Raw genomic sequence first — 26508 nt, 5'->3', positions numbered from 1 at the left:
AGGTGAAGCTATGTTTGAAAAATTATATATGATAATAGGCAGCGCAGAACTGTTAATTTTATTCATCTTAATTGGAAAGTACATATATTTTGAACAGTTTTTTCATAATTTGCGCGCATGGTATTTCTTTTTTGGAACATTTTTGTTTAGTGAGTTTGTGTTCTGTTTTTTCGATAGTGAAGGCGAACTGCAAGTTGTCTTGCCCTTTCTATTTTTTTGTGTACTGGTTTTTCTTTCAAGAAGAAAACATAAGCTCAGGGGTTTGTTTTTAGTATTGCCAATTGCAGGCATGATATTTTCTACGATAATCATTCCCCTTTCTTTTTTGTATTTATTTTCACAGTCGATGAATTCCATTATTGATACCTATACCTTCTGGATGGGAATATTTGATATCATCTTCTGGATAAGCTTTATACTGTTTTTGTGGAAAGGAAAAAAATGGAGGCGGCGTTTTGATGAAGTTGTCAAAAATAGAACGTTATCCAACTGGGAAAGAAATTTAACCAACGCAACCGGTTTGTTGCTGTTAATATTTTCTGTTTTAGTTTTATCTGTGGATGAATTTAAAATCGCATCGCTCTATGCCAAAAGCTTTGTAGGTTTCGGAATGATCATGATCGCTTTTTTAGAAACGTCAATAATAGCAATGGTGATTCAGGGAAATAGTAAGACTTATTTCCAACAGGCAGCAATACTTAATGAACATTATCTAAAAGCACAATTAGAGCATTTTAAGACGTATCAGGAAACGCAAAGAGAGACGAGAAGAGTACACCACGATATGAAAAATCATATTGTTTGTTTATACAATCTAATTTTGGAGAAAAAATATGAAGAAACCAGTCAATACATTCTCGATTTAAATACACAGATACAGCAGATCGATAGAGAACTACACACTGGTAATGATATCGTGGATGCTATCGTAAATGAAAAGTTGACCAATGCCAAAAAGGATCAGATAGCGATTTCGATAGAGGGAAAACTGGGATATCTGACGATTGATGCCATTGACCTTTGCACCATATTTTCCAATGCCATTGACAATGCCGTGGAGTCGTTAAAAGACAGTTGCATTCCCGAGAAGGAAATACAGATACAGTTTAAAAAGCAGAATGCAATGCAGTTCCTGATGTTTCGCAACCCGGTGGAGCAAGGCGAGGCCGCCTTTTTCTTTTTAACAACAAAGAGGAATTGTATTAATCATGGCTTTGGTTTGGGCAATATAAGAATGGCAGTCGAAAAATATAAGGGGCATATGGAGTATTACTTGGAAAATGAGGGAGAACAGCGGTTTTTTGTGTTGGAGATCATTTTGTTTATGCAGCTTACAACAAAATCAAAACAGTTCACAACAAATGTGACATTAGAAAAAGCTCCGGAGTTATGATTGATACAAAACAGAGCAAAGGAGATCAAAATATTGAAAAATGTGATTGAAACAAATGAAGAGCAATGGGAAAAAAAAGCGATCAAAAAAAACACAAACAAGTTGGCCAGAGGTGTCCTTGTCTATGAACTGATGATGTTTTTGATTGTTATTATTGATATGATTCGAAGAGTCGTACCATATTTTACGAGTAATGATGCGAATATGGATTCTGCTTTTGATAAAATAGCGAGTGAGGCAATAAATAGTGGGACCTCAAGTATCATTGCGGTGTTCGTAGGTTTACTCTTTTTATTGTTTTATTTTCGAAACTGTGACTATCGGAAATTAATGTTTCATTCGCAAGAGAAAATGACCGGCGTATCATTTTTGGTAATACTAACGATTTTTATGTCTGCTCAGGCTATGTTTAGCTTGCTAGGTGCAGGAATTGAGGCTTCTCTCAACCAGTTTGGACTTAGCATTTTAGGCGAGATTGAGAGTGCATCCAGTAGTAGCAGCACGATATCGATGTTCTTATATGCTTCTTTTATTGGTCCGATTGCGGAAGAAATTATTTTTCGCGGTTTTGTCATGAGAGGGTTTCAAAAGTACGGAACCTATTATGCCATTTTTATGTCCGCAGTGATTTTCGGAGCGTTTCATGGTAATCTGATTCAAAGTATTTTTGCTACTCTGGTAGGTCTGATATTTGGCTATGTAGCCATGAACTATTCGATAAAATGGGCGATCCTGTTACATATTATTAATAATTTTATCTTTGGCGATTTGCTTTCCTTTCTGACTTCAAATTTAAATGAGTCCACGCAAGCCATTGTGTTTTATGTGATTGAAGGCATTTTCTTTATCAGCACTATCGCAATTATCGTAGTAAAAAGAAAAGAAATGAAGAAATTCATCAAAGCGATAAAGGTCAAGAAAGGTTTACTGGTAGTAACCTTTACTTCAATATGGCTATTAATTTTTTTCGCTTTTCAAATACTGCAAGGAATATCTGGAATCGAAAAGCTACCGGTTTAGAAAGTGGGGAGTGACGGGTATGCCAAACGAAAGGCTCTTACGGTTTAGCACTAAACGCCTGGTGCTTTTACTCATTTAGCATAATAAAAGGATGGTCAAACAATTTTTCCGCCGCATTCGCTTCGACCGGTTTACTAAATAGATACCCCTGAATATAATCACAGCCCCCTTGTTTTAACTGCAAGTATTGATCCCATTCTTCGATCCCTTCTGCCGTTATTTCTAGCTTTAAACTATGGGCGAGTGATATTAAACTATCCATGACGCGATTATTGGCAAGATTTAAAAACTTATCATTAATGGTCTTATCCAGTTTAACCTTGTCAACGGGAATATAGGTTAGGTAATTAAGAGAAGAATACCCGGTGCCAAAATCATCCAAAGCGATTCTAAACCCTTCTTCTTTTAATCCATGCAAAAAAGCCATTGTCTCACTATTGTTTTCAAGCAAAAAACTCTCGGTGATTTCAATCTCAATTAATTCCGGATTAATATTATTTAATTTTACCAGCTGCGTCAAGTAAATAATAAAATCGCGATCTCTTAACTGTTTATTAGAATAATTAATGGCAATGGTTTTTTCACCAAGCCCTTTGTTGCGCCAGTCCACAAATTGTTCGATGGCCGCTTTGGCAACCCACCTTCCAATACTGATAATCAGATTCGTTTCCTCCGCCACCGGAATAAACTGATCCGGCCTGAGGCTATGATCTTTTAAACGCAGTAATGCTTCAAAGCTATGAATTTTGCCGCTGTTTAAATCAATTTGCGGTTGATACAGGAGTTTAAACGCATTCTTTTTTAAGGCCTCTCTTAAAATCATTTCAATTTCAATTTTTTCGTTCATCACGTCTTTCATTTTACGATGATAAAACGCAAAACTATTTTTCCCATTATGCTTGACATGATACATGGCGGTATCAGCGTTCATAATGATCTGATTGATTTCATTACTGTCCTCCGGAAAACAGGTAATCCCCATGCTGATACTGACAAAGTTTGCTTTGCCATTTAAAACAAATGACGCTTCAAATGCATTTCGGATGCGATTGGCGTACTGCTCAATTTCACTTTTGCGGTTAACATTTTCGATCAAAACCAGAAATTCGTCGCCACCTAAACGTGAAACAAACAGTTTTTCATTTGAAATGTGCTGCAGTCGAAGGGCTATATCTTTCAGTAATTCATCCCCGTATACGTGGCCCTGGGTATCATTGATTCCTTTGAAATTATCAATATCAAATAGCAAAACAGCTCCTGATTCTCCTTTCATTAATACGTCCTGGAGTTTTTCTAAAAAGCTCATCCGATTGGGAAGCTGGGTTAAAAAATCATGCGTCGCCAGATAGGCAATATAGTCTTCCTGTTCTTTCATTTTTGTAGTATCCATCAAGATTCCATAAATCTGCGTTTTCCATCGATTTGCCATTTAAGACATCCATGACCAATTCACCGGAGATCCGCCCGAAAGCCTCATAGTCAACTAGTTTCCCACCTAGAATCCCGTCACCGATGCCTCCGATGCTGGTTCGGTATATGGGTATTTTGACATGATCTCGAAGTAGCTTATAACCATTATTTAAACTCAAATATGCCCCGGTTTTATCCTCACTCACACTTAAAAACAATAAAATCACATCATCCTCATAGGATTCCAGGATCGGTCCGAGTTCTTCAAAACGATATTCCGAGGCGTTTAGCACCGAGAAGCTCATATCTGGAAAGTCTGATTGCGTCATCAGAAATTGACCCTCATCGCCCTGTCCGGTAAGGGTCGCATCAACAATGCCGATCACCTTGGTGGCATCAGGATTAAAGGTCTTCGCGATTCTGATGGTTTCATCCATGGAAAACTTTTCCACCATACCAGTAAAAAGTGGAAGGGCGGCGGCTTTTTTTGCACGCTCCCAATCGTTGATACCAAAAAAAACGACGGGTATGTTGGGAAATAATTCATCGTGATAAGCCATCACAAATTCTAGGGCGTTATCATCGCCTACAATAATGGCTTCGTAGGGCGGTAAGTTTTTTAGCTTGTAGGATAAGTGCTCATAAAACAAACGCTTATTCTCTGCCGTATCAAATCTTTTTGTGTCCATGTATTCGATTTCAAGAATCACATCTTTTTCAAGGGCACTCTGGATCCCCTTTAGTTGCTGTGGTACCGATTCATAGCTCTCGCTGTAAGAGCTAATAAACAAAACATCTCGGTTGTCCTGGGCTGCTTTGGCTGATAAAGGAGAATAAATCAGGAAAAACACGCCAATCAAACCGAGAATCAGGATTATTTGATGTCTTTTACTATTTTTTATTTCCATGGTTTATTTCTCCTTGTCAGCTAATGTGTTGTGTTTCTACCCTTTAAAACCGCAAGTATTCTCTCTTTGATTATTCTATTTTTGTTTACCGGAAGGGGGATTCATTAGGCCAACCAAGGCGTTGACAATTTCCGGATCGAAATCTTTTCCTGAGAGGGTGATAATTTCGGCAATGGCTTCTTCCTGACTTTTTTTTATTCCAATCATTGGGTTGGTTAGGGTGTCATAGGTTTCAGCAATTGCGATTATCCGTGCCAAGAGTGGAATTTCTTCGTCCTTCAACCCTTTGGGATAACCCGAACCGTCCCAATGTTCATGGTGAGCAAGGACTGATTCTGCTAAATTAAGGGTTTCATCAAACATATTCAAAACCCGATACCCGACAACCGAATGTTCCTGAAAAGTCTTTTTTTCATCTTCGCCAAACTTCCGAGTCCTATTAAGCATTTGATCATCGAGAATAACCTTGCCAATATCATGGAGATAGCCGGCTTCCTTTAAGCGCTTAAGCTCTGACGGTGATAAATGAATGAATCGACCAATTTGTTCACAGAGTTGGCTGACATTCTCAGAATGGCTTTTCTCAATGGGGCTCCTATGATGAAGGGTTGCGATCACATTTTCGATCAGTTTGGCATTAACACCTTTCCGATTCATTGTTTTATTATGATACATGGCATCTTCGGCATTTTTAAGCATTTCATCAGTACTTTTTCCGGGACCGCTTTTGACATCGCATCCCAATGAAATGCTACCTTTTAAACCGACAATGTTTTCTTTAGAAAAACTCTTTCTTACCGCTCTCATCAGTTGGTAAACTTCTTCAGATTCGGTGTTTAAAAGCAGAATGGCAAATTCATCACCACCGATTCTGGCGATAATGTCCTTTTCCCGAAAGGTCTGCTTCATAATATTAGAAACACGCTTTAAAAGAATATCGCCAGCAGCATGACCAAAAATATCATTTGTTAGTTTTAGTCCATTGACATCGCCAAAAATCAAACCGATGGGAAAATTCTGCTGATTATCGAGATCTTTCAAAGATTTCTCAAAATAAATGCGATTATAGAGACCGGTAAGTGCATCATGATAATTTAAAAATTCAAGAGATGCATTCGATTCTTTCAATTCTTTTGTTCGTTTGTTTACCTTCATCTCCAGTTCATTAATCAGTGAATCGATGGTTTTTGCCATGGTGTTAAAGGCCGTGGCAATTTTGCCAATCTCATCATTTCGGGCAATGATGGCCCGTTTTGATAAGTCTCCATTTGTAAATTCGGCTGTTGATTCGATCAAATCATCCACTGGTTTAAAAGCCATTGCCGTCAATTTATAGAAGGCCAAACCAGATAAAATTAAGCCTAGTACAGTTAACCCAATGGTTAACTGAATGCTCTGAAAAATTCCGGTAGTAAAAATACTTTCAGGAATGGTCGTAACCACCAGCCAGTTTAAACCGTCTTTTTGATATTCGGTAATATAGGTTGCGACTCGATCTGTTTTGACATCAATGTGATCCTGCATGACTCCGGTATGCTTGTAACGGGCATAGGCTTCACGGATGCTTGAATCCTCAATTTCCTCAATGTTGACGTGCTTGACGCCACCGTCATTTAAGGCGATAAAATTGGTCTGGTCAAGTGAGTTTGCAATCAGGTTGCCGGTTTCTTTTTCAATAATAACGGCATGGGCTTTTTTGTCAGTGACGTTCGCTTTAAGAAAATTATTAATCTGAGTCAGTGTTATGTGGGTGCCCAGCACACCTTTTAGCACTCCATCCGTTCCATAGACAGGGTAAGCTGCCGAAATTGCCAAATCGTCTAACACAAAGTGCTTATACATGTTTGAAAAGACGGGCTCTTTTTTTTCAGCTGCAGCCTTATACCAGTCTCGGCTGCGTGGATCAAATTTTCCGGCTGACAAGACAAGCTCCCCTGCTGTCAGATCATCATTGACTGAATAATACCATGAATAATTTCCCGTCTGGGTATTGTTGTGCATAATTTCTGGAATATTTTGATTGTTTCGCCGGGCCCCATAATAGTCGCCATTTTCAAGGCCTAAGCTAAAACTATAAACATCAGGGCTATGGGTTTTTAGAACATTGACAAAAAATGCATCCCGCTCTCTCGCATCGGACAAATCAATAATGTCATATTTTAAAGCGTTAACATTAATTTCGTTGATATGAAGTGGAACCTTCACAAAATCATCGAGTTCTCTGACAATTTCGGCATTCATGTCTTTGGCCATTTGAGTAAAGGTCTCATTAGCAGACGACAACCAGTTTGAATAAATAATGAAACTAATACTCCCCACAGTGGCACACATAATCATTATAAACATAAGGATGAGAATCATCCGGATAGAGATGCTTTTCTTTTCCATCTTTTCATCCTTCCTCCATAATAAGTTAACAGTATCTTACCCTTTTTACAATAGTCTAAGCAGACCTAACCGAAACATGTTTTTTATCTCTTGCTCATCTTATCTTCAGATAAGATTTTAAATGCCTGTAAAATGGATATATACTAAAGTATATGGGGTGGAGAGGGAAATGTAAAGAAAATTGGCATCTGCGCGATATGGGAATAACATCTCTATTACCGAGTTCATGATGTTGTGTGCATAATGCCAATCGATTATATTTTGTGTTAATGCAAATGGGAACCATTTAATAGAATAAGATTTTTTCATAGCATTCAAAACGTTTCCTAGATATGAATGTAGAGCAGTTATCGCTGTGTCGATAAAACAGCAAGAATAACGTTAGCAGATAAGCGTTTTCAGGTCGTTTGTGACCTTTTGTGAAACGAAAGAAATGGTGATAATGATGGAAAAAAATGATATCGGTTGGAATTTGGAAAATAGTTATAAAGAATTGCCGGAACTATTCTATACCCCGCTTGAATTAGAAACGGTCAGCGCGCCGAAACTTGTTATTTTGAATCGGCTTTTAGCAGAAGAAATTGGTTTGGATTCTGAGGCGCTAATGGGTCAGAACGGAGTCAATATCTTAGCCGGTCAGGCCTTGCCGGCAAATGCTAAACCGATCGCCCAGGCATATGCCGGTCATCAATTTGGTTATTTTACGATGCTTGGTGATGGTCGGGCAATGTTGATTGGCGAACAGATCACACCAGCCGGAGAGCGCTTTGATATCCAACTCAAAGGATCGGGGAAAACGCCTTATTCGCGCAGTGGCGATGGTCGCGCGGCGTTGGGACCGATGCTTCGGGAATATCTGATCAGTGAAGCAATGCATTATCTGGGCATTCCGACTTCCCGCAGTTTGGCGGTCGTGACAACAGGCGATCCGGTATATCGCGAAAACCCCCTCAAAGGGGCTGTTTTAACCCGGGTGGCGGCCAGTCATCTGCGGGTCGGCACCTTTGAATATGCAGCACAGTGGGGAACCGCAACGGATGTCAAAGCTCTGGCTGATTATGCCATTAACCGGCATTTTCCCTTGCTTGCGTCGGAACAAAATGTTTATCTGGGTTTATTGGACGAAGTCATCAAAGCGCAGGCTTCACTGATTGCGAAATGGCAGCTGGTGGGCTTTATTCATGGGGTCATGAATACCGACAATGTGACCATCAGTGGCGAAACCATCGATTATGGACCCTGTGCCTTTATGGACCGCTATGATCCGGAAACGGTATTTAGTTCCATTGATCTGCAGGGACGATATGCCTATCGGAATCAACCCAACATTGGTTTATGGAATTTGGCCCGCTTGGCCGAAACCCTGATTCCGTTAATCGATAACAATCAGGAACAGGCGCTTAAATTAGTTGAAGCTTCATTGCGAAACTTTCCCTCCTTATATCAGGCGGACTGGCTCCAGGGAATGCGCTTAAAATTGGGTATTGTAAATGAAGAGCCGGACGACGAGCGGCTGGTCGCCGACTTATTGGGGTTAATGAAGGAATATCAGGCCGATTATACCAATACCTTTGTTGATTTAACGCTTGAGAAAACCCAGTCCTCTGAATTATATGAAAGTGATGCCTTTAAAGCTTGGCTGGATCGGTGGAAAGGCCGTTTGGAAAGACCGGCACAAACAAATCAAGGCATCAAGCAGTTAATGCAACAAGCGAATCCGGTGGTCATCCCAAGAAATCATCAGGTTGAAAAAGTCTTACAGGCGGCTAACGAACAGGGTGACCTTAAGCCCTTGCAACAGTTATTAGAAGTCCTTCAATCACCATACGATTATGATTCGCTTAATCAGCAATATATGACACCACCGGGATCTTCGAGTCGTCCCTATAAGACCTATTGTGGAACGTGATTTTTTAACCATATTATTCACAAAAACATAACAAAACCCGTTAAAGCCCATGAAACCGCAGGTTTCAGCTATTTCGGTATTTCATCCATTGGGTGAATACAAAAAAAGAAGAAAAGAACCCCGATTTCTGATAAAATTTAAGTGATAAAACCAAAACCATCAGGGAAAAGGAGTTCTTTCAATGACAAGTTTAACGGATTATTCAGTAAATTTCAACAAGAATCTGAAAGTGAGTTTTAATGGCGGGGATCTTTCATCTGATGCGGGATTGCTGATACCCCCGGAGCAAGGATATATTGCCGGTATTTTGATTTTTTATCAGAATCACTTTGAATACGCTAATATTATAAACCAAACCTATCTAGACATTGAGTACTTCTATGAAAAAGATGATCACTTCGTTCTTGTCTCTAATTCTAGGAAAATGGTTTTTCTTATTAAAAAAACTCAATTCCTCCAAGGTAATTCAGAAATGTTTGGGCAATTTATAAATCATAAACGTAATCATTCGTCAAAAATTAGTTAAAACAATAAAAGGAACTATTGTATTCTCAACAATAGTTCCTTAATAAGGTCTTTTTGTTAACATCAATGTTTTTTATTGTTTCGATTTAAACGGGCGATCTGATAAAACTTTTCCTTTTTCTTTTTTAAATAGATTGCTTTATTCTCGAAATAGTCGTTTTCGTGGGTCAGGTTCAGATAGGCTTGCCAGCGCTGCTCAGATAATTGACCAGCTTTAATGGCAGCATAGATTCCGCAACCGGGCTCGTTAGTGTGCGTGCAATTGCGAAAATAGCATTTCCCGAGGTAAGTTTCCACATCGTGGAAGGTCCGGTCAAACCCTTCTTTAACATCAAGCATTCCAATTTCACGCATTCCCGGTGTATCGATTAACATGCCGCCGCCGGGTAAACGGATCAGTTCTCGTCTTGTGGTGGTGTGGCGGCCCTTGTCGTCATTTCTAATTGCCTGCGTATTGATGAGTTTGTGACCGCACAGCCAATTGATTAGGGTTGATTTTCCAACGCCCGAAGAACCGAGCAGTGCGACCGTCTGACCAACCGACAAATAAGTCATCAGATCCTGATAGCCTTCATTTTTTAGCGTCGAAATACCAAGGATGTCGACACCGATGGCACTCGCCGCCGCGGCTCTGAATTTGGTCAGCAGATCGTCAGTCAAATCGATTTTTGTCAGGACAACCACTGGGGTCGCTCCGCTTTCCCAGGCCAGGCTCAAATAGCGTTCGAGCCGTCGGAGATTATAATCGTTGTTGACGGACATACAGATAAAGACGGTGTCAATATTGGCCGTGATCACCTGTGATTCACTGGATGAACCGACAGCTTTGCGGATAAAGGCACTTTTTCGAGTGAGCAGATGATGAATAATGCCATTTCCCTTATCTCCCGATTGACGATCGAGCATCACAAAATCACCGACGGCCGGATAATCTGCGGCTTGAATAATCGTGTAACGCAGCCGGCCTGACAGTTCGGCAAAAAATTCGCCCCTTTCTGAAATAACCCGGTAGATGCCCTTTGACTGAGAAAGGATGCGACCGACAAAAAGTTCCGGATATTGAGTGGTTTCCAAACGCAATGCTTCGCTCAAACCGTAATTTTTCAGATCAATCCGACTCATTTTTGCCACCTTCGGTGTCGGTTAGAATCTGCGTCATTCTTTCCAGTGGGAATGGCGGAGTAGCCAAAGGGGCCACGGCGATGGACATTAGTTTAATGGGGTTGTCATCAGCGGCAATCCGGTTGGAGCTGAGGTGGCCACAGCGTCGACAGCGATGAATAATCGCCCATTCCTGATTCTTACGAATCCAGATACCGATGGGTTCCATCAGACCACTGCAATTTGCCGATCGATCGCCCGGTAAATCATCAACGTGGAGACTGAATAGACAATGGGGACAATGATTACGATGCTTGGTTCCGGCACCGCTAAATGAAACGACACCACCACAATTTCGGCAAAAAAAACTTTCCTGACAGGGCTGATTCTGATAAATGTTTTTCTCTCTATTTGAATATTTCATTACTTTTTCCTCCTGAAAGTATCGGATACAATACGGGAGGTTTTGCAGAGATTAGATTTTGCAAACCTCCCGGTTTACCACACGCTCTGCTTTATTTTGTTTTAACATAAAAACTCCTTTCAATCTGACAATTAAATGCAAAAAAGCCAACTTTTATACATGGACTGTCTCTCAAACCGACGTTTAAACGATGGTCTGATTAAATTCTTGTAAGATAACCTGATTACACACGATTATTTTAACTGTTTTCGCCACAATTCACAAGACATTTTTGGTATCCTGGGCCTGTTTACCACATAACTTAAAGTTGCATTTGTATGACGCGGAGAAGCTTCGTTTGTCATATGACAAACTGCGAAAACCGGAATTTTGGAAAATTATCCTTTGATGTCAAGATCCCCTCTATCTTTTGTATATGACTTCGACAATCATTTTGGCCATTTCTTCAGGTGTTTCACGTGGCTCTTTTTTCAACCACAACGTGGTGATGCTCCAATAGCCACCGATGTCGAAATAAAAGGCATAATAATAATGATCTTGCCGTCTTTCTGTGGCAGCAATTTGATTGGGCATGACATGTCCCGTCATTACTGCCACATTTGCCATAAATTCAGGTAATTTGTCACCAATAAAATACAACATCTCAGACTGCTGCATCAATCTGAGAAAATCCAAATACTGATTCAAGCATTCAAAGTAGGATAAGCTAACAGAATATAAGGTCATATTATTTTTATCGAGGATAATATGTGCTAAGTCCTGCATGATTGCATGACAGTATAACAGTAAGATATCATCTTTTGTTTTGAAATATCGATAGAAGGTTCTACGACCGATATGCGCTTCTGAAACAATTTCGCTAACAGTAATCTCCCGGTAATGTTTATCTTTCATCAATGAAAGTAGAGCATCGATGATCCATTCTTGTGTTTGGGTAATCTTTAGTTCTTTCATACCTGCACCTTTTGACACAGATTTTAAAGTCTGTGCCGTTTTTTTTTGATATCTTGTCAAATATATTTTTATGAATTATACTACATAATAACATCTGGCACAAGTGTGCCATTTTTTACAGACCATAAGTTAGTATAAACTAATTAAATGGAGGATAATTTAAAAAGAATAGAGGGGTCGATTAATGATGATTGATGTAAAGAGTGAATATGACAAATATGAAAAGATCATGCCGATCAAAAAAACAAATGTAAACGGAGGCGCTTTTCCGTACCGCTATTATAAAAACCTACACGCTGAAAAGGATGTGACATTAGTTTTTCTGGCCGGGGGTACCGGGCTTGCTGATAGCGTATTTCTTTTATTTCGTTTTTTTATTGATAAGTATAGTTTATTGACCTTCAATTATCCCCAAGCTTTTGAAACAAATATGAAGCTTGCCGATGCTTTAGCTGAACTATTTTATCAACTCGATGTCCATAACGTTTATTTGGTTGGGCAATCTTATGGGGGCTTATTTGCTCAGGTGATGGCAAAAAGGCACCCTGAATTAGTAAAAGGTTTGATCTTGTCAGGGACATGCTCAATGCATAATGATCTTACCTATAATGGTATTACGGAAATTGTTAACTTTATAAATCCTAAAAAACTTAAAAAAAACCTTCGTATTGACAAACTCCTACCCACAAAATTATTGCCGCTTCTTTTAAAGCTTGCTTTCAAGAAAGTGACCAGCGATAAAGCAATCACTCAAAATTTATCGGATATTGTCGAACTCCTGAAAGGATCGATTTCAAACAGTTATTGGCGTCATATGGATTTGCTGCTGGGTGACTTGATGAATGAATACGGAACTCACAAGCCGGTGGATTTTGAATCGTTTTGCAATGAGGTGTTGTTAATTTTTTCTGAACAAGATAAAATATTTAGCGACGAACTGAAAAATGCTCTGATTCGATTAATGCCTCAACCCGCAGTGATTCGCAATCTTGAAGGAGGTCATCTGGCTCTACTTGTGAGTCCAGAGGACTATGTCAATAAGATTAACAGCTTTATCGCGAAACGCAATTAAGCGGATCTTAGCATCATATGACAAAGGGACGTTTCGGGACCTGTGAAAAAGCCCTGTTTTTTTGATGAGTTCACAAAATTTGACTGAATTATTTTCCGAAAACGAAATTAATTCTTAAACTGACAAATAGTTCAAAATAACAAGAAGATTTAGCGGTCATGATGGCCGCTATTCTTTTTAAATTAACTGCAATAGCTGCCAGTTTTGCTTGTTTGGACATCGGAACCAGACCGTAGCTTCTCGCCCGGCCGAGTCCATGGAATCGTTTGAGCTCAGCATTTTTCCCTTCAATGCTGGCTCTTTTCTTGTACTTCTCTTTGAATTCATCGGTTTTCTGACTTTGGGAGATTTCATAAAATTCCAGGGTGTTGATCCCAATATTCAGAATTTTGCGGGCCGACTTTTTTGCACATTGATCATGTTTCGGACAGCTTTTGCAAATTTTCACGTCGAAGTAATAATTATGTCCTTCCTGAAAATCATTTTTGCAGTCTTTGCGTTTCCGCTTATAGTATTTCCGGTTGACAGTCTGATTTCCGGGGTTTCCAGAGTTGTGCTGTTTTCGGCTATTTCGATCACTGTTTCCAGGTAGTCTTTCATGACCTTTTTGGCCTCTTTATGATCGCTGATTTCCTGGTAGTCTGGCACTTCCGGTAAATTTTCCAGTGAATCTTTCATTTCTTCCTGATCACTTTTTCATCGGAAAGATCGTAGATATGCTGTAGAAATAGCAGCTTACACATCAATTCCGGTTCTTTGGCGGGACGTCCAAAATTTACGCAGTAGCTATCTTTTAACAATTAATTGATGAAGTTAAAATCAACAGCGTTTTTTATCTGTTTTAGGATATGATTTTCCGGGATTTTATTGCATAATAAACTATGGAATGATGATTGTTTTGATTGTGGTCGAAGCATGATTTTTCACCCCGTTTGGTTGGTTTTGTTTGCATTTATATTATACCAGACAGGGTTATTTTTTTTGCTCGATTTTACCAAAAGATCCTCTTTTATTCACTTAATCTCGTCACATTTTCATTCAATCACCGATCACTGAATCTTTTCATACTGAGCTGATTTTTTCGACTTTTTCACAGGTCCCGGACGTTTCGTTTGTTGTGCTACTAAGAGATAATTAGCTGGTGAAGCGTGCATCTTTTAGTGGCATTTTCCTTCTCTCGATTTCTTATGGTCATTATAGCCATCAATTTCTGGACCGGCAAGTTCATCGGCTTTTGGGATTTTTGGAGTAACTCTAACAGTGTAACATGCTCATCCTTTCAGTTTATGGTAACGGAGAACATATGAATCAAGTCGCTTAACCGGTCTTTTATGAAATAGTCGGACAGTTGAGATTGAAATTTTCACAATTTTTATTTTATCGTATCCAATTTGTATTTCGCAATAATGAATGATAAAATTGTTGTATTAACCGCTTCATTCAAGTATTCATAAATTTTCAATGCTCTTGGCACGGTCTTTCAGAGCTTTGGAAACTAACGTTAAAGGAGATAAACGATGGAACCTGAATTTATCGTTGAAATAGATTGTACAAAAGAAGAGTTGTTTAAGGCCTGCTATGATTATCGGTATGAGTCAACTTCTTATCCTACCGCAAGTAAAGTCGTTATTTTCTGTTTTATTGTCGGTTTTTTTCCATCACTTTTTTTTCTGTTTTTTCCGTCTTTTTTTCCTCACTATATTAACGCTTTTCTTCGTTTTTGCATCCCTCTATATTTTCTGATCGTGACTCTTTACTTTTTCAGTCTTCCTTATATTTGGCAATATTGCACCATTGCAACGCAATATAATATTAGTCTAAAAAAACTACTAATGTTAAAAAAAAATGGTAGTCCTGAAGATTTGGAGCGGTTAAAAACCATAAAAACGGGGCATATTTCAGGTACTCTGATTTTTTATTCCGACCACTTTGAATACTCGGACCTGCTGAACAATACCTATCTCATTCACTTTGTATACGAAAAAGATGATCATTTTATTATCTTTGCTCATGAACATAAAATGGTCTTTCTCATTAAGAAAAACCTTTTCCTGAAAGGAACCCCAGAAGAATTTCGAACATTTTTGGATGAAAAATATCAGGCTGCCCGCCCGGGGCAAAGAGATCAAGCTAATCGGGAGGATAAAAATGGAACCTGAATTTATCGTTGAAATTGATTGTACAAAAGAAGAACTTTTTAATGCCGCCAAAGAGTATGTATTAGAAGGAACACCCTACAAAAAGTGGCGTGTTATCATTTTTTTATGTTTATTCATTTGTATTTTTCCATCACTCATTATTTTAGATAATTTAAATATCTTTTTTCGTATACTTATTGGTATACTTGCGTTAAGCATGGCGATTCACACTTTAAGTCTTCCCTACACTCTACAAAATAAAACCATTGGTAATCAATACCATATTGCACCAATGCAACTTATTCTACTAAAAATGAGGAGAACTGCTGAAGACTCGGAACGAATCAAAACCATAAAAAAAGGACATATCTCAGGTAATCTAACCTTTTATTCGGATCACTTTGAATATTCCGATATTATAAATCACACCTATTCTGATATTCAATATTTTTCTAAAAAAAATGATCACTTCATTCTTGTCTCCAATTCCACAAAAATGGTTTTTCTTGTTAGAAAAGCTCAATTTCTCCAAGGTAATTCAGAACTATTTGGGCAATTCATAAATGAGAAGTGTAATCATTCGTCAAAAATTAGTTAAAACAGTAAAAGGAACGATTGTATTCTCAACAATAGTTCCTTAATTTTGTTTTAAATACTTCTCAAATTAAAAATCACTACTCCTGACCTGATGCAAAACCTAATAATGCTAATAAGCCAGCAATAGCTCAACCTGAAGGTCAACTTGCAGATTGCCGGTATCATCAATTTTAAAAGCAACGGTCATTGAACCATGTTCAACCGTATTGGCAATTGAAACTACTGGTTGCAAGGTTCCAGAATCTCCAAAAATCATTTTATTACTCGCATTCATGCTATTGGACATGTCGCATACATAACTGGCGACCGTATGGCCTGCATTGGTAACCTTTTTACATGCGCTTCTTGATGCGTAAATTCCAGCTTGGTAATCCGAATTTTGACTCAGTGCTGTCTTTAATACATTGAAATATGGGATAATATTAGAGTCGACTTCATAATCATATACATCAAAGTCGACGGCAAAATAAATAATTGTTGCTCTCGGCAATCCCAGTCGATCCACTTTTTCAATGGCATACAAAGCGTCTTTTGTTCCTTGGACACTGGTGAAATATCCGATTTCAGTGACATACTCCGCATTCTCATCACTTCCAGATCGCTCAAAGATTGGAATAAAATGAAGTCCGGCTGCCAAGATACTGTCAAGTTCTGTCAATGTCACTGGCCAGTAGCCGCTCAGATAACGTCCCACATAGTTGATACCCGTATCTTTTAAATAACTGGCTCTTGCCGGTGAAATCCGATCGGTTGTATCAACAGCATTTGCGCTTCGATTCACATTTCCTTTACTAACCAGCAATGCTGCCCATGTTGACAGACCCACGATTCCGTCGGTATCCAGGGCCATCATTTCCTGGAACGCCATCACTTTGTTTTCTACCCCATAGCCAAAACCACCATCAAAATCTTACAGTGCCTTCCACATGAATATAGGAACGAATTACCCATATCAGAAAAACATAGGTAAAAAAGCGAAATAATTACCCATGTTTATTGCAATGGGGAAGAGCTACTCTTATAATAGGAATAATGAAGGGTCTAGGCGTTGAAGAAAAGAAAACTGGGAAGAATGGATTTTATTTATCCTCAGGGGCATCGAAGAAATCGCGATTGAAACGTTGATATTTGTAAATGAAATCAATAGACTGATGGAAAATACAGCAACAGTGACAAAGGAGAGACTGCCAAAAGTTTATTCTAAAGAGCTGGTAAATTTGATTTTTAAGGAGAAATTTGAGATGAACAAGACAAACCCGGAGAACGCAATTAAAGAATTGACGATGGTGTTGATGTATTTAACACGCTTTAATGAAAGTGATCGCTTTGGCTCGAAATTGGATATCAGTTGGAAAGGATATGATTTTGATGTTATTGATGAGGAAGATTATATAAGACAGGGTAATCATCGTTCCAAGTCGGTAGCAATTACTGAAGCGGGGATTAAATTATTGCAAAGCTTATTGAATAAATATAATATATTAGATTGGAAATAGCATGACAAACGAAACGGCCCCTAAACGATGGTCTGATCAAATCCTTTTGATAGCCTTTCTTTTTAAGATCGTGTGAAATTAAAGCATAACCACAGGCATATTCGGCACAGTAAGGCATACTAACCGACAACGCATTGCCATAATTTGATCGCCGTATAGGAAGGCGGATAGTGTGTTGAAATCACATTGCCGTAAATTTGAAAAGAATAGCGGTTATCGTGACTGCTAAATCTTCATGGCCTTATGAAAGGTCAGGAAGGCTTTCATCTGATACAGCGATAAAACCCAATATTCCTTCGATTTGATCCGGATTTAGATCATTCAAATAAGCAATTATATTTTTGCACAGGTCCTGGTGAAATTCTTTATGGCTTTCATAGGCCACTTTCCCTTGTTCGGTTAGCCTGAAAAAAACTTCCTTCTTATTGGTTTCTATCTTATATTTTTCTATGAGTTTTTTCTTTAGCAGCTTATCAGCAACCTGAGTTATAGCTCCGTTTGAGATGTGCAGTTTATTGGATAATTGTGAAGCGTTTACTTCACGGTCAATCCCTATGGCGTCAATAAAGTGAATTTCAGATTGGTGCAACAGCTCAGAAGTTCCAAAGTTTTTGGGCTTTTTATCGTTAGAATTGATCTTATATTGTAGGGCTGCCATTCTTTCCATTATCTTTTGATAATCATCCATTTTCACAGCTCCGTATTACAGATATATTTTGCTTTCCATCTGATTGATTTCTTCTTTTGTTGTAGTGTGCATTTTCAGCTTGTTATCCCATGTGTCAGATATATCGTTTGTATGCAAAACCCCGTCCGGGCAGTTTGCCATGCATCTGAAGCAGGCTATACAGAAGGCGGGGTCTGCAATCCCTTTTTCGGCGTCCATAGCATTTGTCGGGCAGAGTTTTTCACACAACATGCACATGGAACAACTCAGGGTTTCCCTGCTCGGAAGCTGTGTTATCAATTGAAATCTGAATTTTTCGGCCATATCCAACTGTTCAGAAGAATACATAGGTTTATCAAAAGTACTGATTACATTTGGATCTTCGCCGGTGAATCTTCTCAGCGTTTTTTGTGCATATTCTTCCGCAGCTTCAAAATCTGATTGGTTTGGGCGTCCTTCGGCCGCCTGCCAGCCGCAGCGGTTGAATGTATGGACGCCCAGAAATTCAGCGGTGGATACAGGCGTGAAGCAGCGTTTTTCCAGCAACTCTTTCATGTAATAATGGGCAGGGTCTTTTCCGAAACCGCCAAAGGTGAAAAATACCGAGCATTTCTTTCCGTTTCCGTCGAGTTGTTCAAGCCACTGCCTGCAGACGCGAGGCGCTCTTAATGAATAGATCGGAAATCCGAATATAACTGCGTCATATTGGCTGAGCGGTAGTTGCTTTTTTCTGCTTTCATAAGACGTGATATCAATCTTCGTAACGGAAATATTCTGATTCTCTAAACCGCTTTCTATCGTATCCGCGATCTTCTTTGTGTTTCCGGTTGCGGAAAAATATATGAGCGCAATTTTAAAAGGACTCGGATTGCGCTTATCTAAAGCTAACATTATAATCACTCCTTTCATTTTGTTTTAGTAACTAAAATATAATACCAAAAACGCATTTTGTCAATATCTTTTAGTTGCTAAAATATTATGTTAGGATATTTTATTGCAAAATATCAGACTGCGTGACAAGCTAAGTTAGCTTCGTGCTTTTTAGCACTTTTCAAAAAGAAAGGTAAGGATTAAATGATGAATGAGGAAATGGTGAAGGGTTCGGCATTGACGTGGAAGCGGCTGAGCTGAATGCATGTGCCATAGATACATGTAGTGAGGAATGAAACCCAGGTAAACAAGCAAAGACAGATGCATAGATGATTGTTGCTTGAAGATCAAAACATCCCCCAGAAAAATACTTGGTAAACAGAAAGTTTACTGCAAATATCATCTAAGAGAATATTTTTCTCGCATCCACAAATTTGCCAACAAAATGGAGCCTTCGTAAATGAATTGGAGTAGCGCGTGCGTAATTTATGGTATACTATAACAAATAAGTTAGATGATATTAACAATAGTATGCATGCGGAGAGGTGATTTTATGGCAGGAATCGAACAAATTAAAATGAGTAAATCGACTTCTGTCATAAAAAGCGATGACGGAAAAGACATTTTTCAGGCTTATATTATGGAAAACGAAATAGGCGAGGGTGCTGTGTCTTCCTGTGAAATGATGGATGGTGTTGAAGACTATGTATTCATACGAAGAACGAATGAAAGCAGTAGAACTTTACATCAAATATGATCAAAGTGCTGCTGACACAGTGCGAGAATTGGGATATCCAGATCGCAAGATGCTGGTGCGATGGTATAAAGAAAATAAGGAAACAGGTAAATTGCACGAGCGTTATGACAAGAATTCCACTTATACCCTTTATCAGATGAATACTGCTGTTAATTACTACCTGGAACATGGGCGAAGTATTACTCGAACGATAAAGGCGGTTGGATTTCCGATGAGAGAAACACTTTCGGGATGGATTGACGAATTGGCTCCCGGTGTAAATTTTCACATTATTTCGGACTGGTTTAATCACAATAAAACGGATCGAAATGTTCGAAAGACTGTGAAAATAATGGCGGGTTAAAAAGTGTGTTTCAGTTTTTTAATCACATAATCACGCTTTATTTCTCCAGAAAAAAAGGGAAATAACGCCGTCAGGCGTTAAATCCCAGCATCCGCAGAAGCGGCAAAAACAATCTCTTCATCAATAAGATCTGTTTGTTTTTGAAAGGCAAGAATCAGACACTGGGTAACCAGATTACCGACTAATCGCGGATAACCACCAGTGGATGATGAAATGGCTTCATAAGCATTCTCGTTGATCAGATTCCGTGAAACACCGGCATGCTTAAACCGGTGTTTGATATAATCCCGAACCTCATCCGGTGTAAGCGGCGAGAAATGAAACCGGGTCACCAGCCGCTGATCAAGCGACCGGTTCTGGTTTAAGGCCAGTCGGTTGGCCAGCGTCGGTAAACCGGTGAGAATCAGAATAAAAGGATTACGTTTATCCATGTCAAAGTTAAAAATGATGCTCAGATCGTGAAGAAACTGGGCTGAAGCCGACTGCATCTCATCCAGGATAAAGACCGGCGTGATGCGGCGTTTATCATAAAGATCCGTAATGGCGTTCTGAATCTGAAAAAACAGCTCCACTTTTCGAAATTTTGGCTGTTCCCCAAGCGAAAACGCCAGACCCCGGTAAAAATCCATGGTTGTCCCGGAAGACATCGGGAAATACATGACCTTATATAACGACGGATTCAAACTGTCGGCAAAGACCCGCAGGGTCGATGTTTTACCAACCCCGGGGTCCCCAGTAATCAGACCAAAACCGCGGGTGGTTTTGAGATAATCCAGTCGGGCTAAAACTTCCTTGTAAGCTTCAGATTGAAAGAGCATCGATGAATCAATGCCCTTGTCAAAGGGCGCCTGCTGGAACCCGAAAAATGATTTATACATGAGGAACACCGCCTAACGCGCTGTAGCTGATAGCATTGTTATTGCGTTTGGCAATGGCGTTGTCCGTCATGATGACTTTTTTGCAGGTAAGAATCCGGACACTGTTTTCATAAATATAGATTTCATCCGGATATTCATTGGGATAACGGATATCCACGCTCTTACCAATAAACATCGGCGACGCTTCGAAAAGGGCGTTGTGCAGCGAAATGGTGGCATCCGACTTGACCTTTCTGGTCACCCGGATCAGAAAGGCTTCATCAATAATTCGGGGATCAGAGAAATGCTTAATCCGGTCACTCCCCCGCATATAAAAGACCATCGGCGCTTCATTGAGACTCGAATGAACCTTATGATGATAATCCCGAGCCAGCCAGGCCTCAAAGCGTTGGTTGAGGACCTCCAGATCCATCAAGTCAGCATCCGTCAAAAGTGGATAGAAACGGCTGCGGACGGTTTTGAAAAAGCGCTCGATTTTGCCCTTGCTTTTGGGATCATAAGGCTTGGTGTTGACCAAGGCAATACCCAGGGTGGCACAGGAAGTATTCAGTTGGTGGGAACGGAAAATCTTGCCATTATCCGCATAAAGCATGGTGGGCTTACCACAGGTAAGTAAAGCCGATTTAAGGACATGAAGGAGATCTTCATTCTTCTCAGCCAGCATGAACTGAGCCCCGGTAATCCGCCGGGAAGCATCATCGATAAAAGCGATCAGATAGGTTTTGCGTTTTTTACCGTTAAGAGTCAGATACGGGCCATGGGAAACATCGGTCTGCCATAGGGTGTTGATATCAATATGGGCAAACCGGCGGCGGTCAGATGTATCCGCCTGGGATGGCTTTAACAGTTGATGTTTTTTGAGCAGCCGATACACCGTCGAATAGGAACAGTCAGAGCTGGTGAAGTGGCCTTCATGAATGAGCCACTCATGGAACAACTTCACTGATAAATGGATGTTTTCCGTTCGCAGCGTAAGGAGTAGTCTGGCCGATTCTGCCGGTAACGCCCGGGACGAACCCTTGTCCGTCCGAACCTTGGGCTTAAGCGCATCAAAACCATGGCGCCGGTACAAACGGTGCCATTCCAGCAGGGTTTTACGGTTGTAGGTGCGGATGCCATAATGCGGGACATCATGGGTTTTGGCACTGACCTCATCCAGATAAGCCGTGTGGTTCGTGATGGTATCCGTAAGTAACGGCGCAATCAGGCCATAGCGAAATAAAGCAATCAATTCTTTGTCTTTTTCAGTCATTGTAAAAACCTCCGATTTTAATGAGTTGAGGTTTTAAGGATCCATAAAACCAGATAATCAGAGAATAACGGATCAATCGATAAAAGGCAAAGCAAAAGCTCTGTGGGACAAATAGTTCTTCAAAAAAATAGGGAAGGATGGTACAATTAAAGTGCCATAAATCCTATCTTAAAATGATCGTGATATCTTTTGCCGAAGATGTGGGGCTTCCCCACCGAGTAGACCATTTCAAGAAGCTTTATGGCTTTTTTATGCCCAAAATCAGGAAAGACGATTAAAGGATCATGACAGATGCGAAAATACTCAATCAGCCGGTTCAGACAAAAAAGGAAACGCCGGGTGATAAAGTGCCGATGCTGATGCGCTAAAGCGCAGGCTGAAGGAATCCTGTTTAAAAAGGCCCAAAGCAGTTCCAGCAGAAATGGAAGGGCCAGCTGAAACCCGGGATGGCAAAAAGAAGGCAGAATACTCACTGTCTTGCCGCAATGAATACAGTAATGGCGTTGGACCGGAATGGCGAAGACATCCTCATACCAGATCACATGCCGGTGATAGATACCATGAAGATGAAGCCGCCTGCACGAATGACAATGAGGACAGCTGTCGATGCGAACTTTTTCAGCGGTGTAGAATTCGTTGATATAATCCAGCGGGTGGTCAGAAAAGTGTTCCAGATAAACCATGGTTTGTGCTTCCTTAAAGTGACTAATGATTAATCATTATACCATAATTGAAAAGCCGGGTTTAGCTGGAATAATTTGATTAAATCAGGACTTTTGGGACTCCTATAATTTGCTAATTAACACCGGCGAGAGAAAAGTACATATCAGGCGTAGTTCTGTGTTACAATTTTCCAAAGAGCAGAAGAAAAATGCGGTCATTGAGTTGTGCGCCAGGGAAGAATCTGCAGCTGCTGTTGACGATAAACTGGGAACCAGTCGATGCAACCTGTATAACTGGAAAAAAGATCTGCTCGGGCAGGAAAATGCGAAAACTATGAAAACGTCCAAACAAACGTTGCTTTCTGATGACAGGGATGAACTTTTAACAGAAGTTGAGGCACTAAAAAATAAAATATACAGAAAACAAATGGAACTTGATATACTAAACAAAGCGACAGAAATCATAAAAAAAGACCAGGGCATCGATCAAAAAAATCTGAAGAATATAGAGAAAGCTTTCCTGATCGATGCCCTGAGGACGAAATATCCACTAAAAGACCTTCTTAGAATGACAGATATTTCTAAAAGCAGCTATTTCTATCAAAAGACAGCTCAAAAGCGGCCTGACAAATACGCAAGTTTGCGATTAAATATGAAAGCGATTTTTGTTGAAAATCACAGCTGCTATGGATATAGACGATTGTATTTAGAACTTAAAAGTAAGGGCAAGATGATCTCAGAAAAGGTAGTTCGACGAATCATGAAAGAGGAACAGCTTGTGGCACCATGCAAGAAAAAGCGAAAATACAGTTCATACAAAGGTGAGATAAGCCCTGCTGTAAAAAACATAATTGCACGTGACTTCCATGCGACCACGCCAAACACAAAATGGCTGACCGACCTCACGGAATTTCATATACCAGCTGGTAAGATATATCTCTCGCCGATAATAGACTGTTTTGACGGAATGGCCGTTAGCTGGACGATAGGAACCAGCCCGAATGTAGAATTAGTGAATACGATGCTGGATGACGCTATATCGAATCTTACAGATGGCGAGCACCCAGTTGTTCACTCCGACAGAGGCTGCCACTATCGCTGGCCGGGTTGGATATCAAAAATGGAGAATGCTAAATTAATCAGATCCATGTCCAGGAAGGGCTGCTCGCCAGATAATTCTGCATGCGAAGGTTTTTTTGGGAGACTCAAAGTCGAGATGCTTTATTGTCGAACGTGGAAAAATGTTTCCATTGCTGAATTTATTGATAAACTTGGCAGCTATCTTAGGTGGTATAATGAGAATCGAATCAAGATATCGCTAGGGGGAATGAGCCCCTTAGCTTATAGACGCAGTATAGGTTTAACGGCATGAATAAGTCCAAAAAAATGTCCGCACCCCCATTATCTGATTAAGCATTGACTTGATTCGATTAAAGTATTATAATACTAACAATAACAGAGGAGTTGAACGATTGAACAGTCAAAATGTTCTCAAAGCCATTGCTGATGAGTCACGAATGAAGATTATTGAGTTGCTGTTACAGCATAATTACTGTGTCAGAGCATTGTCCCGCCGTTTAAAAATTACTGAGGCGGCTATTTCTCAGCACTTAAAAGTTTTGCGTGAGGCAGGGCTATTAACGGGTGAGCGCAAGGGGTATTACGTTCATTATCATGTAAACCGGGATGTTTTAAAGCGTTTGTCCAGTGAAATTTTTAAATTGTCGGAAATAGAAGAAACAGCATGTGCTCCAGGACACGGGGGATGCGAACCCGCCGAACAGAAGAATTGTCGAGTAAAAAACGAGTAGCAGAAAGGTCGAAAGGCCTTTTTATTTGCGCAGCTAGTTAGCGAATTATAACAAAGTAAGGCGCATCTATTTTGACGATAAAGTTAGTCAAAATGACAAACAGGGTTAGGAAAGTTTTCCTATTTAGGGGTTATTCGAAAAAGCAACAGAATTCGGGAGGTTAAAATGATACAGGTGAATCAATTAAATTTTGGCTATGGTGCGAAAACGATTTTGAATGAGGTCAGTTTTGAAGCTCAAAAAAAGCAGATCATTTCGCTGATTGGCCCCAATGGTTCGGGAAAATCAACCCTACTGCGCTGTCTTAGTGGATTGCTCCCCACAATTGGCCCTTCGGTATTGCTGGATGGCAAACCCATCAGTCAATGCTCCAGTCGGGAAATCGCCCAAAAAATTGCCTTTCTGCCACAATTTCAGGAAAGCCTTACTTCTTTATCGGTTTATGAACTAATTTCTATGGGCCGATCCCCTTACCATCGTTCAGGCTGGTTTAGCACCCCGGAAGACCGCGAGAAAATCAACTGGGCCATGGCATATATGGGGGTCGAAGGATTTAAAAATCGCTTGGTTAACCAGCTTTCTGGTGGCGAAAGGCAGCGGGTTTGGATTGCCATGATTCTGGCCCAGGATACACCTTTTATTTTACTGGATGAGCCGGTGACCTACATGGATTTAAAACACCAATGGGGTCTTTTAGACACCATTCTCAGTTTAAAAGAAGACTGTGGGAAAACGGTAATTTCGGTTTTTCACGATATCAACCATGCCATTGAAGTATCCGATCTGGTATATATGATGAAAGACGGACAAATCTATAACTATGGTACCTGTGATCAGGTGATTACTGAGAAATCCATTCGTGATGTGTTTGAAATTCCGGCTAAGGTCTGCCGGTTTCATCCCCTGGAAAAAGCGATTGTTATTCCTGAAGGCTGCCGAAAATGCGGTCGGGGATTACATAAACACTAAATATGAGGAGGAAAGAAAAATGTTGAATTTTATGATTCACACCCCGGTAAACAGTCGGGGACGGATTACAGAGTATATCAAAGAACATCTGAAGGAGATTGAGCAGGAACTAAACGAAAATTATGGTCAGTTCACCGCATGATTATGAAACGGGTTGTGGTGAAAATGAAAGCTGGTTGTTAAACTGTATCGAAAAGGATTGTCTGCCGGATTTGGTTATAACCCATGCTGGCGAGTTTTCAGCTTTGGGAAATACGGCCATGGGGACTTATTTTGAGTCACTGGCCGGAGAATTGGAAAAGCGCTTTCCAATACGACCGGAACTTGAAACGCTCAGAGATCCGCAAGGCTATTTTTATCCGGGGGCAGTGGTTGCCATTGTAATGAGTTACAATAGCAATCAGGTTGATCAATCCCGGTTTGATCAAGCCTGGACGGATTTGTTCCAGGAGAATCTTAAAGTGATTGTACCGGATAACAGCAAGCATATCACAGTGGCTGCCGGTGCCCATATCCTTAAGAATCACCCGGATTACTTTTCGACCTTTCAGGGATTTGAACGGCGTTTTTCCCCCGCCGAAGTAACCAAAGCAGTAGCAGCCGGAGAATATGATCTGTCCATTACCAATGCTGGTTTTTCGATGATGTCCAAGGGCCGGGGTGTGGAAATCAATCCGGCTCGGGAAGGTACGATTCTGCTTCCGCAGGAGTTGGCGTTTAAAAAAGGCAGTGATGCCAGACTGCTTAAGCTGGCTGCGCTGGTCCTGGAAAAGGAGATTCAGGATTACATTGGAAATCAGGGGTTTTTCACCTCCAACCCGGAGGCAGTCATGGGTGAAATGATTCGCTATGATGGCCAGCTTAAGAACTGGGAGGGGTGGTCCGCTTACATTGGCGAGGTTGCCGCTTATGAAAAAGAAAACGGTGTCAGCCGATGATCAGCGCTGGCTATTCTCACCGATGG

At 40.2% G+C, this 26508-nt stretch carries 29 protein-coding genes and 3 pseudogenes; 16 read left to right on the top strand and 16 right to left on the bottom strand.

Features of this window, described 5'->3' with window-relative positions:
• The first annotated feature begins 10 nt into the window (after window positions 1-10).
• Together ACIZ62_RS18650 and ACIZ62_RS18645 are read left to right on the top strand one after the other, a co-directional pair.
• On the top strand, window positions 11-1393 hold the full coding sequence (locus tag ACIZ62_RS18650) for a sensor histidine kinase (RefSeq protein WP_414150910.1): 1383 nt from the start codon (window positions 11-13) through the stop codon (window positions 1391-1393).
• 42 nt (window positions 1394-1435) lie between these two features.
• A complete protein-coding gene (locus tag ACIZ62_RS18645) occupies window positions 1436-2413 on the top strand; it encodes a lysostaphin resistance A-like protein (RefSeq protein ID WP_414151879.1) in 978 nt (325 codons plus the stop codon).
• A 67-nt stretch (window positions 2414-2480) separates the two neighbouring features.
• On the opposite strand, the gene ACIZ62_RS18640 is transcribed toward ACIZ62_RS18645, so the two are convergent.
• The 3 genes from ACIZ62_RS18640 to ACIZ62_RS18630 all read right to left on the bottom strand — a co-directional run bounded on the left by ACIZ62_RS18640 (window position 2481) and on the right by ACIZ62_RS18630 (window position 7119).
• Complete coding sequence (locus tag ACIZ62_RS18640) at window positions 2481-3842, bottom strand: putative bifunctional diguanylate cyclase/phosphodiesterase (protein ID WP_414150909.1); 1362 nt, start codon at window positions 3840-3842, stop codon at window positions 2481-2483.
• Window positions 3745-4731 carry an ABC transporter substrate-binding protein gene (locus tag ACIZ62_RS18635; protein WP_414150908.1) on the bottom strand — a complete coding sequence of 329 codons (987 nt, stop codon included), beginning with the start codon at window positions 4729-4731 and terminating at the stop codon, window positions 3745-3747. Before ACIZ62_RS18635 ends, ACIZ62_RS18640 begins: the two co-directional genes overlap by 98 nt.
• A 75-nt stretch (window positions 4732-4806) precedes the next feature.
• Window positions 4807-7119: a diguanylate cyclase gene (locus ACIZ62_RS18630; RefSeq protein WP_414150907.1), complete on the bottom strand. Its 2313-nt coding sequence runs from the start codon at window positions 7117-7119 to the stop codon at window positions 4807-4809.
• Between the two features lie 445 nt (window positions 7120-7564).
• Between ACIZ62_RS18630 and ACIZ62_RS18625 the strand changes: the two genes are divergently transcribed.
• Together ACIZ62_RS18625 and ACIZ62_RS18620 are read left to right on the top strand one after the other, a co-directional pair.
• Window positions 7565-9028: a protein adenylyltransferase SelO gene (locus ACIZ62_RS18625; RefSeq protein WP_414150906.1), complete on the top strand. Its 1464-nt coding sequence runs from the start codon at window positions 7565-7567 to the stop codon at window positions 9026-9028.
• A gap of 181 nt (window positions 9029-9209) precedes the next feature.
• Window positions 9210-9554 carry a hypothetical protein gene (locus tag ACIZ62_RS18620; RefSeq protein WP_414150905.1) on the top strand — a complete coding sequence of 115 codons (345 nt, stop codon included), beginning with the start codon at window positions 9210-9212 and terminating at the stop codon, window positions 9552-9554.
• Window positions 9555-9616: 62 nt separating this feature from the next.
• On the opposite strand, the gene rsgA is transcribed toward ACIZ62_RS18620, so the two are convergent.
• From rsgA to ACIZ62_RS18605, 3 genes are all read right to left on the bottom strand, one after another.
• Entirely contained in the window at window positions 9617-10675 is a 1059-nt protein-coding gene (gene rsgA / locus ACIZ62_RS18615) for a ribosome small subunit-dependent GTPase A (protein WP_414150904.1), read from the bottom strand.
• On the bottom strand, window positions 10662-11078 hold the full coding sequence (locus ACIZ62_RS18610) for an RNHCP domain-containing protein (protein ID WP_414150903.1): 417 nt from the start codon (window positions 11076-11078) through the stop codon (window positions 10662-10664). The genes rsgA and ACIZ62_RS18610 overlap by 14 nt, the downstream gene beginning before the upstream one ends.
• A 402-nt stretch (window positions 11079-11480) precedes the next feature.
• Window positions 11481-12032, bottom strand: coding sequence for a TetR/AcrR family transcriptional regulator (locus ACIZ62_RS18605; protein WP_414150902.1), 552 nt, complete (start codon window positions 12030-12032; stop codon window positions 11481-11483).
• Between the two features lie 184 nt (window positions 12033-12216).
• Here ACIZ62_RS18605 and ACIZ62_RS18600 point away from each other — a divergent pair, with 184 nt between their 5' ends.
• Entirely contained in the window at window positions 12217-13104 is an 888-nt protein-coding gene (locus ACIZ62_RS18600) for an alpha/beta hydrolase (RefSeq protein WP_414150901.1), read from the top strand.
• 88 nt (window positions 13105-13192) lie between these two features.
• Here the strand turns inward: ACIZ62_RS18600 and ACIZ62_RS18595 are convergent.
• The 3 genes and pseudogenes from ACIZ62_RS18595 to ACIZ62_RS18585 form a co-directional block, all read right to left on the bottom strand.
• A pseudogene (locus tag ACIZ62_RS18595) lies at window positions 13193-13642 on the bottom strand (transposase); the annotation flags it as partial.
• Window positions 13549-13782 (bottom strand): hypothetical protein, encoded by a 234-nt coding sequence (locus ACIZ62_RS18590; protein ID WP_414150900.1) that lies wholly within the window; start codon window positions 13780-13782, stop codon window positions 13549-13551. The pseudogene ACIZ62_RS18595 and the gene ACIZ62_RS18590, both read right to left, overlap by 94 nt.
• Window positions 13779-13904, bottom strand: a complete 126-nt coding sequence (locus ACIZ62_RS18585; RefSeq protein WP_414150899.1) for a transposase — start codon at window positions 13902-13904, stop codon at window positions 13779-13781. The genes ACIZ62_RS18590 and ACIZ62_RS18585 overlap by 4 nt, the downstream gene beginning before the upstream one ends.
• A 717-nt stretch (window positions 13905-14621) precedes the next feature.
• On the opposite strand from ACIZ62_RS18585, the gene ACIZ62_RS18580 reads away from it, so the two are divergent.
• Window positions 14622-15263 carry a hypothetical protein gene (locus ACIZ62_RS18580; RefSeq protein ID WP_414150898.1) on the top strand — a complete coding sequence of 214 codons (642 nt, stop codon included), beginning with the start codon at window positions 14622-14624 and terminating at the stop codon, window positions 15261-15263.
• Window positions 15253-15840 (top strand): hypothetical protein, encoded by a 588-nt coding sequence (locus ACIZ62_RS18575; RefSeq protein WP_414150897.1) that lies wholly within the window; start codon window positions 15253-15255, stop codon window positions 15838-15840. The genes ACIZ62_RS18580 and ACIZ62_RS18575 overlap by 11 nt, the downstream gene beginning before the upstream one ends.
• A gap of 108 nt (window positions 15841-15948) precedes the next feature.
• Here the strand turns inward: ACIZ62_RS18575 and ACIZ62_RS18570 are convergent, their stop codons facing one another.
• Window positions 15949-16620 carry a glycoside hydrolase domain-containing protein gene (locus tag ACIZ62_RS18570; protein ID WP_414151878.1) on the bottom strand — a complete coding sequence of 224 codons (672 nt, stop codon included), beginning with the start codon at window positions 16618-16620 and terminating at the stop codon, window positions 15949-15951.
• A 30-nt stretch (window positions 16621-16650) separates the two neighbouring features.
• Window positions 16651-16734: pseudogene (locus tag ACIZ62_RS18565) on the bottom strand (peptidoglycan-binding domain-containing protein); the annotation flags it as partial.
• Between the two features lie 256 nt (window positions 16735-16990).
• Here ACIZ62_RS18565 and ACIZ62_RS18560 point away from each other — a divergent pair.
• A pseudogene (locus ACIZ62_RS18560) lies at window positions 16991-17065 on the top strand (hypothetical protein); the annotation flags it as partial.
• A 15-nt stretch (window positions 17066-17080) separates the two neighbouring features.
• Entirely contained in the window at window positions 17081-17335 is a 255-nt protein-coding gene (locus ACIZ62_RS18555) for a DUF6429 family protein (RefSeq protein WP_414151877.1), read from the top strand.
• A gap of 241 nt (window positions 17336-17576) precedes the next feature.
• On the opposite strand, the gene ACIZ62_RS18550 is transcribed toward ACIZ62_RS18555, so the two are convergent.
• Window positions 17577-18023: a MarR family transcriptional regulator gene (locus tag ACIZ62_RS18550; protein WP_414150896.1), complete on the bottom strand. Its 447-nt coding sequence runs from the start codon at window positions 18021-18023 to the stop codon at window positions 17577-17579.
• A gap of 15 nt (window positions 18024-18038) precedes the next feature.
• Window positions 18039-18893, bottom strand: a complete 855-nt coding sequence (locus tag ACIZ62_RS18545) for an EFR1 family ferrodoxin (protein WP_414150895.1) — start codon at window positions 18891-18893, stop codon at window positions 18039-18041.
• Window positions 18894-19425: 532 nt separating this feature from the next.
• On the opposite strand from ACIZ62_RS18545, the gene ACIZ62_RS18540 reads away from it, so the two are divergent.
• Entirely contained in the window at window positions 19426-19629 is a 204-nt protein-coding gene (locus tag ACIZ62_RS18540) for a hypothetical protein (protein WP_414150894.1), read from the top strand.
• Window positions 19598-19972: a hypothetical protein gene (locus ACIZ62_RS18535; RefSeq protein WP_414150893.1), complete on the top strand. Its 375-nt coding sequence runs from the start codon at window positions 19598-19600 to the stop codon at window positions 19970-19972. The genes ACIZ62_RS18540 and ACIZ62_RS18535 overlap by 32 nt, the downstream gene beginning before the upstream one ends.
• A 77-nt stretch (window positions 19973-20049) precedes the next feature.
• Here the strand turns inward: ACIZ62_RS18535 and ACIZ62_RS18530 are convergent, their stop codons facing one another.
• From ACIZ62_RS18530 to ACIZ62_RS18520, 3 genes are all read right to left on the bottom strand, one after another.
• The gene (locus tag ACIZ62_RS18530) at window positions 20050-20850 is read right to left on the bottom strand and encodes an ExeA family protein (protein ID WP_414150293.1); all 801 of its coding nucleotides are present in this window, start codon (window positions 20848-20850) and stop codon (window positions 20050-20052) included.
• On the bottom strand, window positions 20843-22102 hold the full coding sequence (locus ACIZ62_RS18525) for a DDE-type integrase/transposase/recombinase (protein ID WP_414150292.1): 1260 nt from the start codon (window positions 22100-22102) through the stop codon (window positions 20843-20845). Before ACIZ62_RS18525 ends, ACIZ62_RS18530 begins: the two co-directional genes overlap by 8 nt.
• A gap of 146 nt (window positions 22103-22248) precedes the next feature.
• A complete protein-coding gene (locus ACIZ62_RS18520) occupies window positions 22249-22785 on the bottom strand; it encodes a transposase (RefSeq protein WP_414150291.1) in 537 nt (178 codons plus the stop codon).
• A 157-nt stretch (window positions 22786-22942) separates the two neighbouring features.
• Here ACIZ62_RS18520 and ACIZ62_RS18515 point away from each other — a divergent pair, with 157 nt between their 5' ends.
• The 5 genes from ACIZ62_RS18515 to ACIZ62_RS18495 all read left to right on the top strand — a co-directional run bounded on the left by ACIZ62_RS18515 (window position 22943) and on the right by ACIZ62_RS18495 (window position 26482).
• Entirely contained in the window at window positions 22943-24136 is a 1194-nt protein-coding gene (locus tag ACIZ62_RS18515) for an IS3 family transposase (protein ID WP_414150892.1), read from the top strand.
• Between the two features lie 100 nt (window positions 24137-24236).
• Window positions 24237-24575, top strand: coding sequence for an ArsR/SmtB family transcription factor (locus ACIZ62_RS18510; protein WP_414150891.1), 339 nt, complete (start codon window positions 24237-24239; stop codon window positions 24573-24575).
• Window positions 24576-24740: 165 nt separating this feature from the next.
• Entirely contained in the window at window positions 24741-25544 is an 804-nt protein-coding gene (locus ACIZ62_RS18505; RefSeq protein WP_414150890.1) for an ABC transporter ATP-binding protein, read from the top strand.
• Window positions 25545-25563: 19 nt separating this feature from the next.
• Window positions 25564-25686 carry a hypothetical protein gene (locus ACIZ62_RS18500; RefSeq protein WP_414150889.1) on the top strand — a complete coding sequence of 41 codons (123 nt, stop codon included), beginning with the start codon at window positions 25564-25566 and terminating at the stop codon, window positions 25684-25686.
• Window positions 25667-26482, top strand: a complete 816-nt coding sequence (locus tag ACIZ62_RS18495; protein ID WP_414150888.1) for an ABC transporter substrate-binding protein — start codon at window positions 25667-25669, stop codon at window positions 26480-26482. The genes ACIZ62_RS18500 and ACIZ62_RS18495 overlap by 20 nt, the downstream gene beginning before the upstream one ends.
• Window positions 26483-26508 lie beyond the last annotated feature (26 nt).

The organism is Acetobacterium carbinolicum, from assembly GCF_047456275.1.
Classification (GTDB): domain Bacteria; phylum Bacillota; class Clostridia; order Eubacteriales; family Eubacteriaceae; genus Acetobacterium; species Acetobacterium carbinolicum.
This window is presented reverse-complemented; position numbering and strand designations above follow the sequence as displayed.

Excerpts from the sequence above, each read along its gene's own strand:
- ACIZ62_RS18540 (WP_414150894.1), top strand. The coding sequence starts at position 19,426 with ATGGCAGGAATCGAACAAATTAAAATGAGTAAATCGACTTCTGTCATA.
- ACIZ62_RS18545 (WP_414150895.1), bottom strand. The coding sequence starts at position 18,893 with ATGTTAGCTTTAGATAAGCGCAATCCGAGTCCTTTTAAAATTGCGCTC.
- ACIZ62_RS18550 (WP_414150896.1), bottom strand. The coding sequence starts at position 18,023 with ATGGATGATTATCAAAAGATAATGGAAAGAATGGCAGCCCTACAATAT.
- ACIZ62_RS18525 (WP_414150292.1), bottom strand. The coding sequence starts at position 22,102 with ATGACTGAAAAAGACAAAGAATTGATTGCTTTATTTCGCTATGGCCTG.
- ACIZ62_RS18575 (WP_414150897.1), top strand. The coding sequence starts at position 15,253 with ATGGAACCTGAATTTATCGTTGAAATTGATTGTACAAAAGAAGAACTT.
- ACIZ62_RS18590 (WP_414150900.1), bottom strand. The coding sequence starts at position 13,782 with ATGAAAGATTCACTGGAAAATTTACCGGAAGTGCCAGACTACCAGGAA.
- ACIZ62_RS18520 (WP_414150291.1), bottom strand. The coding sequence starts at position 22,785 with ATGGTTTATCTGGAACACTTTTCTGACCACCCGCTGGATTATATCAAC.
- ACIZ62_RS18530 (WP_414150293.1), bottom strand. The coding sequence starts at position 20,850 with ATGTATAAATCATTTTTCGGGTTCCAGCAGGCGCCCTTTGACAAGGGC.
- ACIZ62_RS18495 (WP_414150888.1), top strand. The coding sequence starts at position 25,667 with ATGGTCAGTTCACCGCATGATTATGAAACGGGTTGTGGTGAAAATGAA.
- ACIZ62_RS18635 (WP_414150908.1), bottom strand. The coding sequence starts at position 4,731 with ATGGAAATAAAAAATAGTAAAAGACATCAAATAATCCTGATTCTCGGT.
- ACIZ62_RS18640 (WP_414150909.1), bottom strand. The coding sequence starts at position 3,842 with ATGGCAAATCGATGGAAAACGCAGATTTATGGAATCTTGATGGATACT.
- ACIZ62_RS18610 (WP_414150903.1), bottom strand. The coding sequence starts at position 11,078 with ATGAAATATTCAAATAGAGAGAAAAACATTTATCAGAATCAGCCCTGT.
- ACIZ62_RS18535 (WP_414150893.1), top strand. The coding sequence starts at position 19,598 with ATGAAAGCAGTAGAACTTTACATCAAATATGATCAAAGTGCTGCTGAC.
- ACIZ62_RS18505 (WP_414150890.1), top strand. The coding sequence starts at position 24,741 with ATGATACAGGTGAATCAATTAAATTTTGGCTATGGTGCGAAAACGATT.
- rsgA (WP_414150904.1), bottom strand. The coding sequence starts at position 10,675 with ATGAGTCGGATTGATCTGAAAAATTACGGTTTGAGCGAAGCATTGCGT.
- ACIZ62_RS18620 (WP_414150905.1), top strand. The coding sequence starts at position 9,210 with ATGACAAGTTTAACGGATTATTCAGTAAATTTCAACAAGAATCTGAAA.
- ACIZ62_RS18580 (WP_414150898.1), top strand. The coding sequence starts at position 14,622 with ATGGAACCTGAATTTATCGTTGAAATAGATTGTACAAAAGAAGAGTTG.
- ACIZ62_RS18555 (WP_414151877.1), top strand. The coding sequence starts at position 17,081 with ATGAACAAGACAAACCCGGAGAACGCAATTAAAGAATTGACGATGGTG.
- ACIZ62_RS18605 (WP_414150902.1), bottom strand. The coding sequence starts at position 12,032 with ATGAAAGAACTAAAGATTACCCAAACACAAGAATGGATCATCGATGCT.
- ACIZ62_RS18625 (WP_414150906.1), top strand. The coding sequence starts at position 7,565 with ATGGAAAAAAATGATATCGGTTGGAATTTGGAAAATAGTTATAAAGAA.
- ACIZ62_RS18650 (WP_414150910.1), top strand. The coding sequence starts at position 11 with ATGTTTGAAAAATTATATATGATAATAGGCAGCGCAGAACTGTTAATT.
- ACIZ62_RS18630 (WP_414150907.1), bottom strand. The coding sequence starts at position 7,119 with ATGGAAAAGAAAAGCATCTCTATCCGGATGATTCTCATCCTTATGTTT.
- ACIZ62_RS18500 (WP_414150889.1), top strand. The coding sequence starts at position 25,564 with ATGTTGAATTTTATGATTCACACCCCGGTAAACAGTCGGGGACGGATT.
- ACIZ62_RS18600 (WP_414150901.1), top strand. The coding sequence starts at position 12,217 with ATGATGATTGATGTAAAGAGTGAATATGACAAATATGAAAAGATCATG.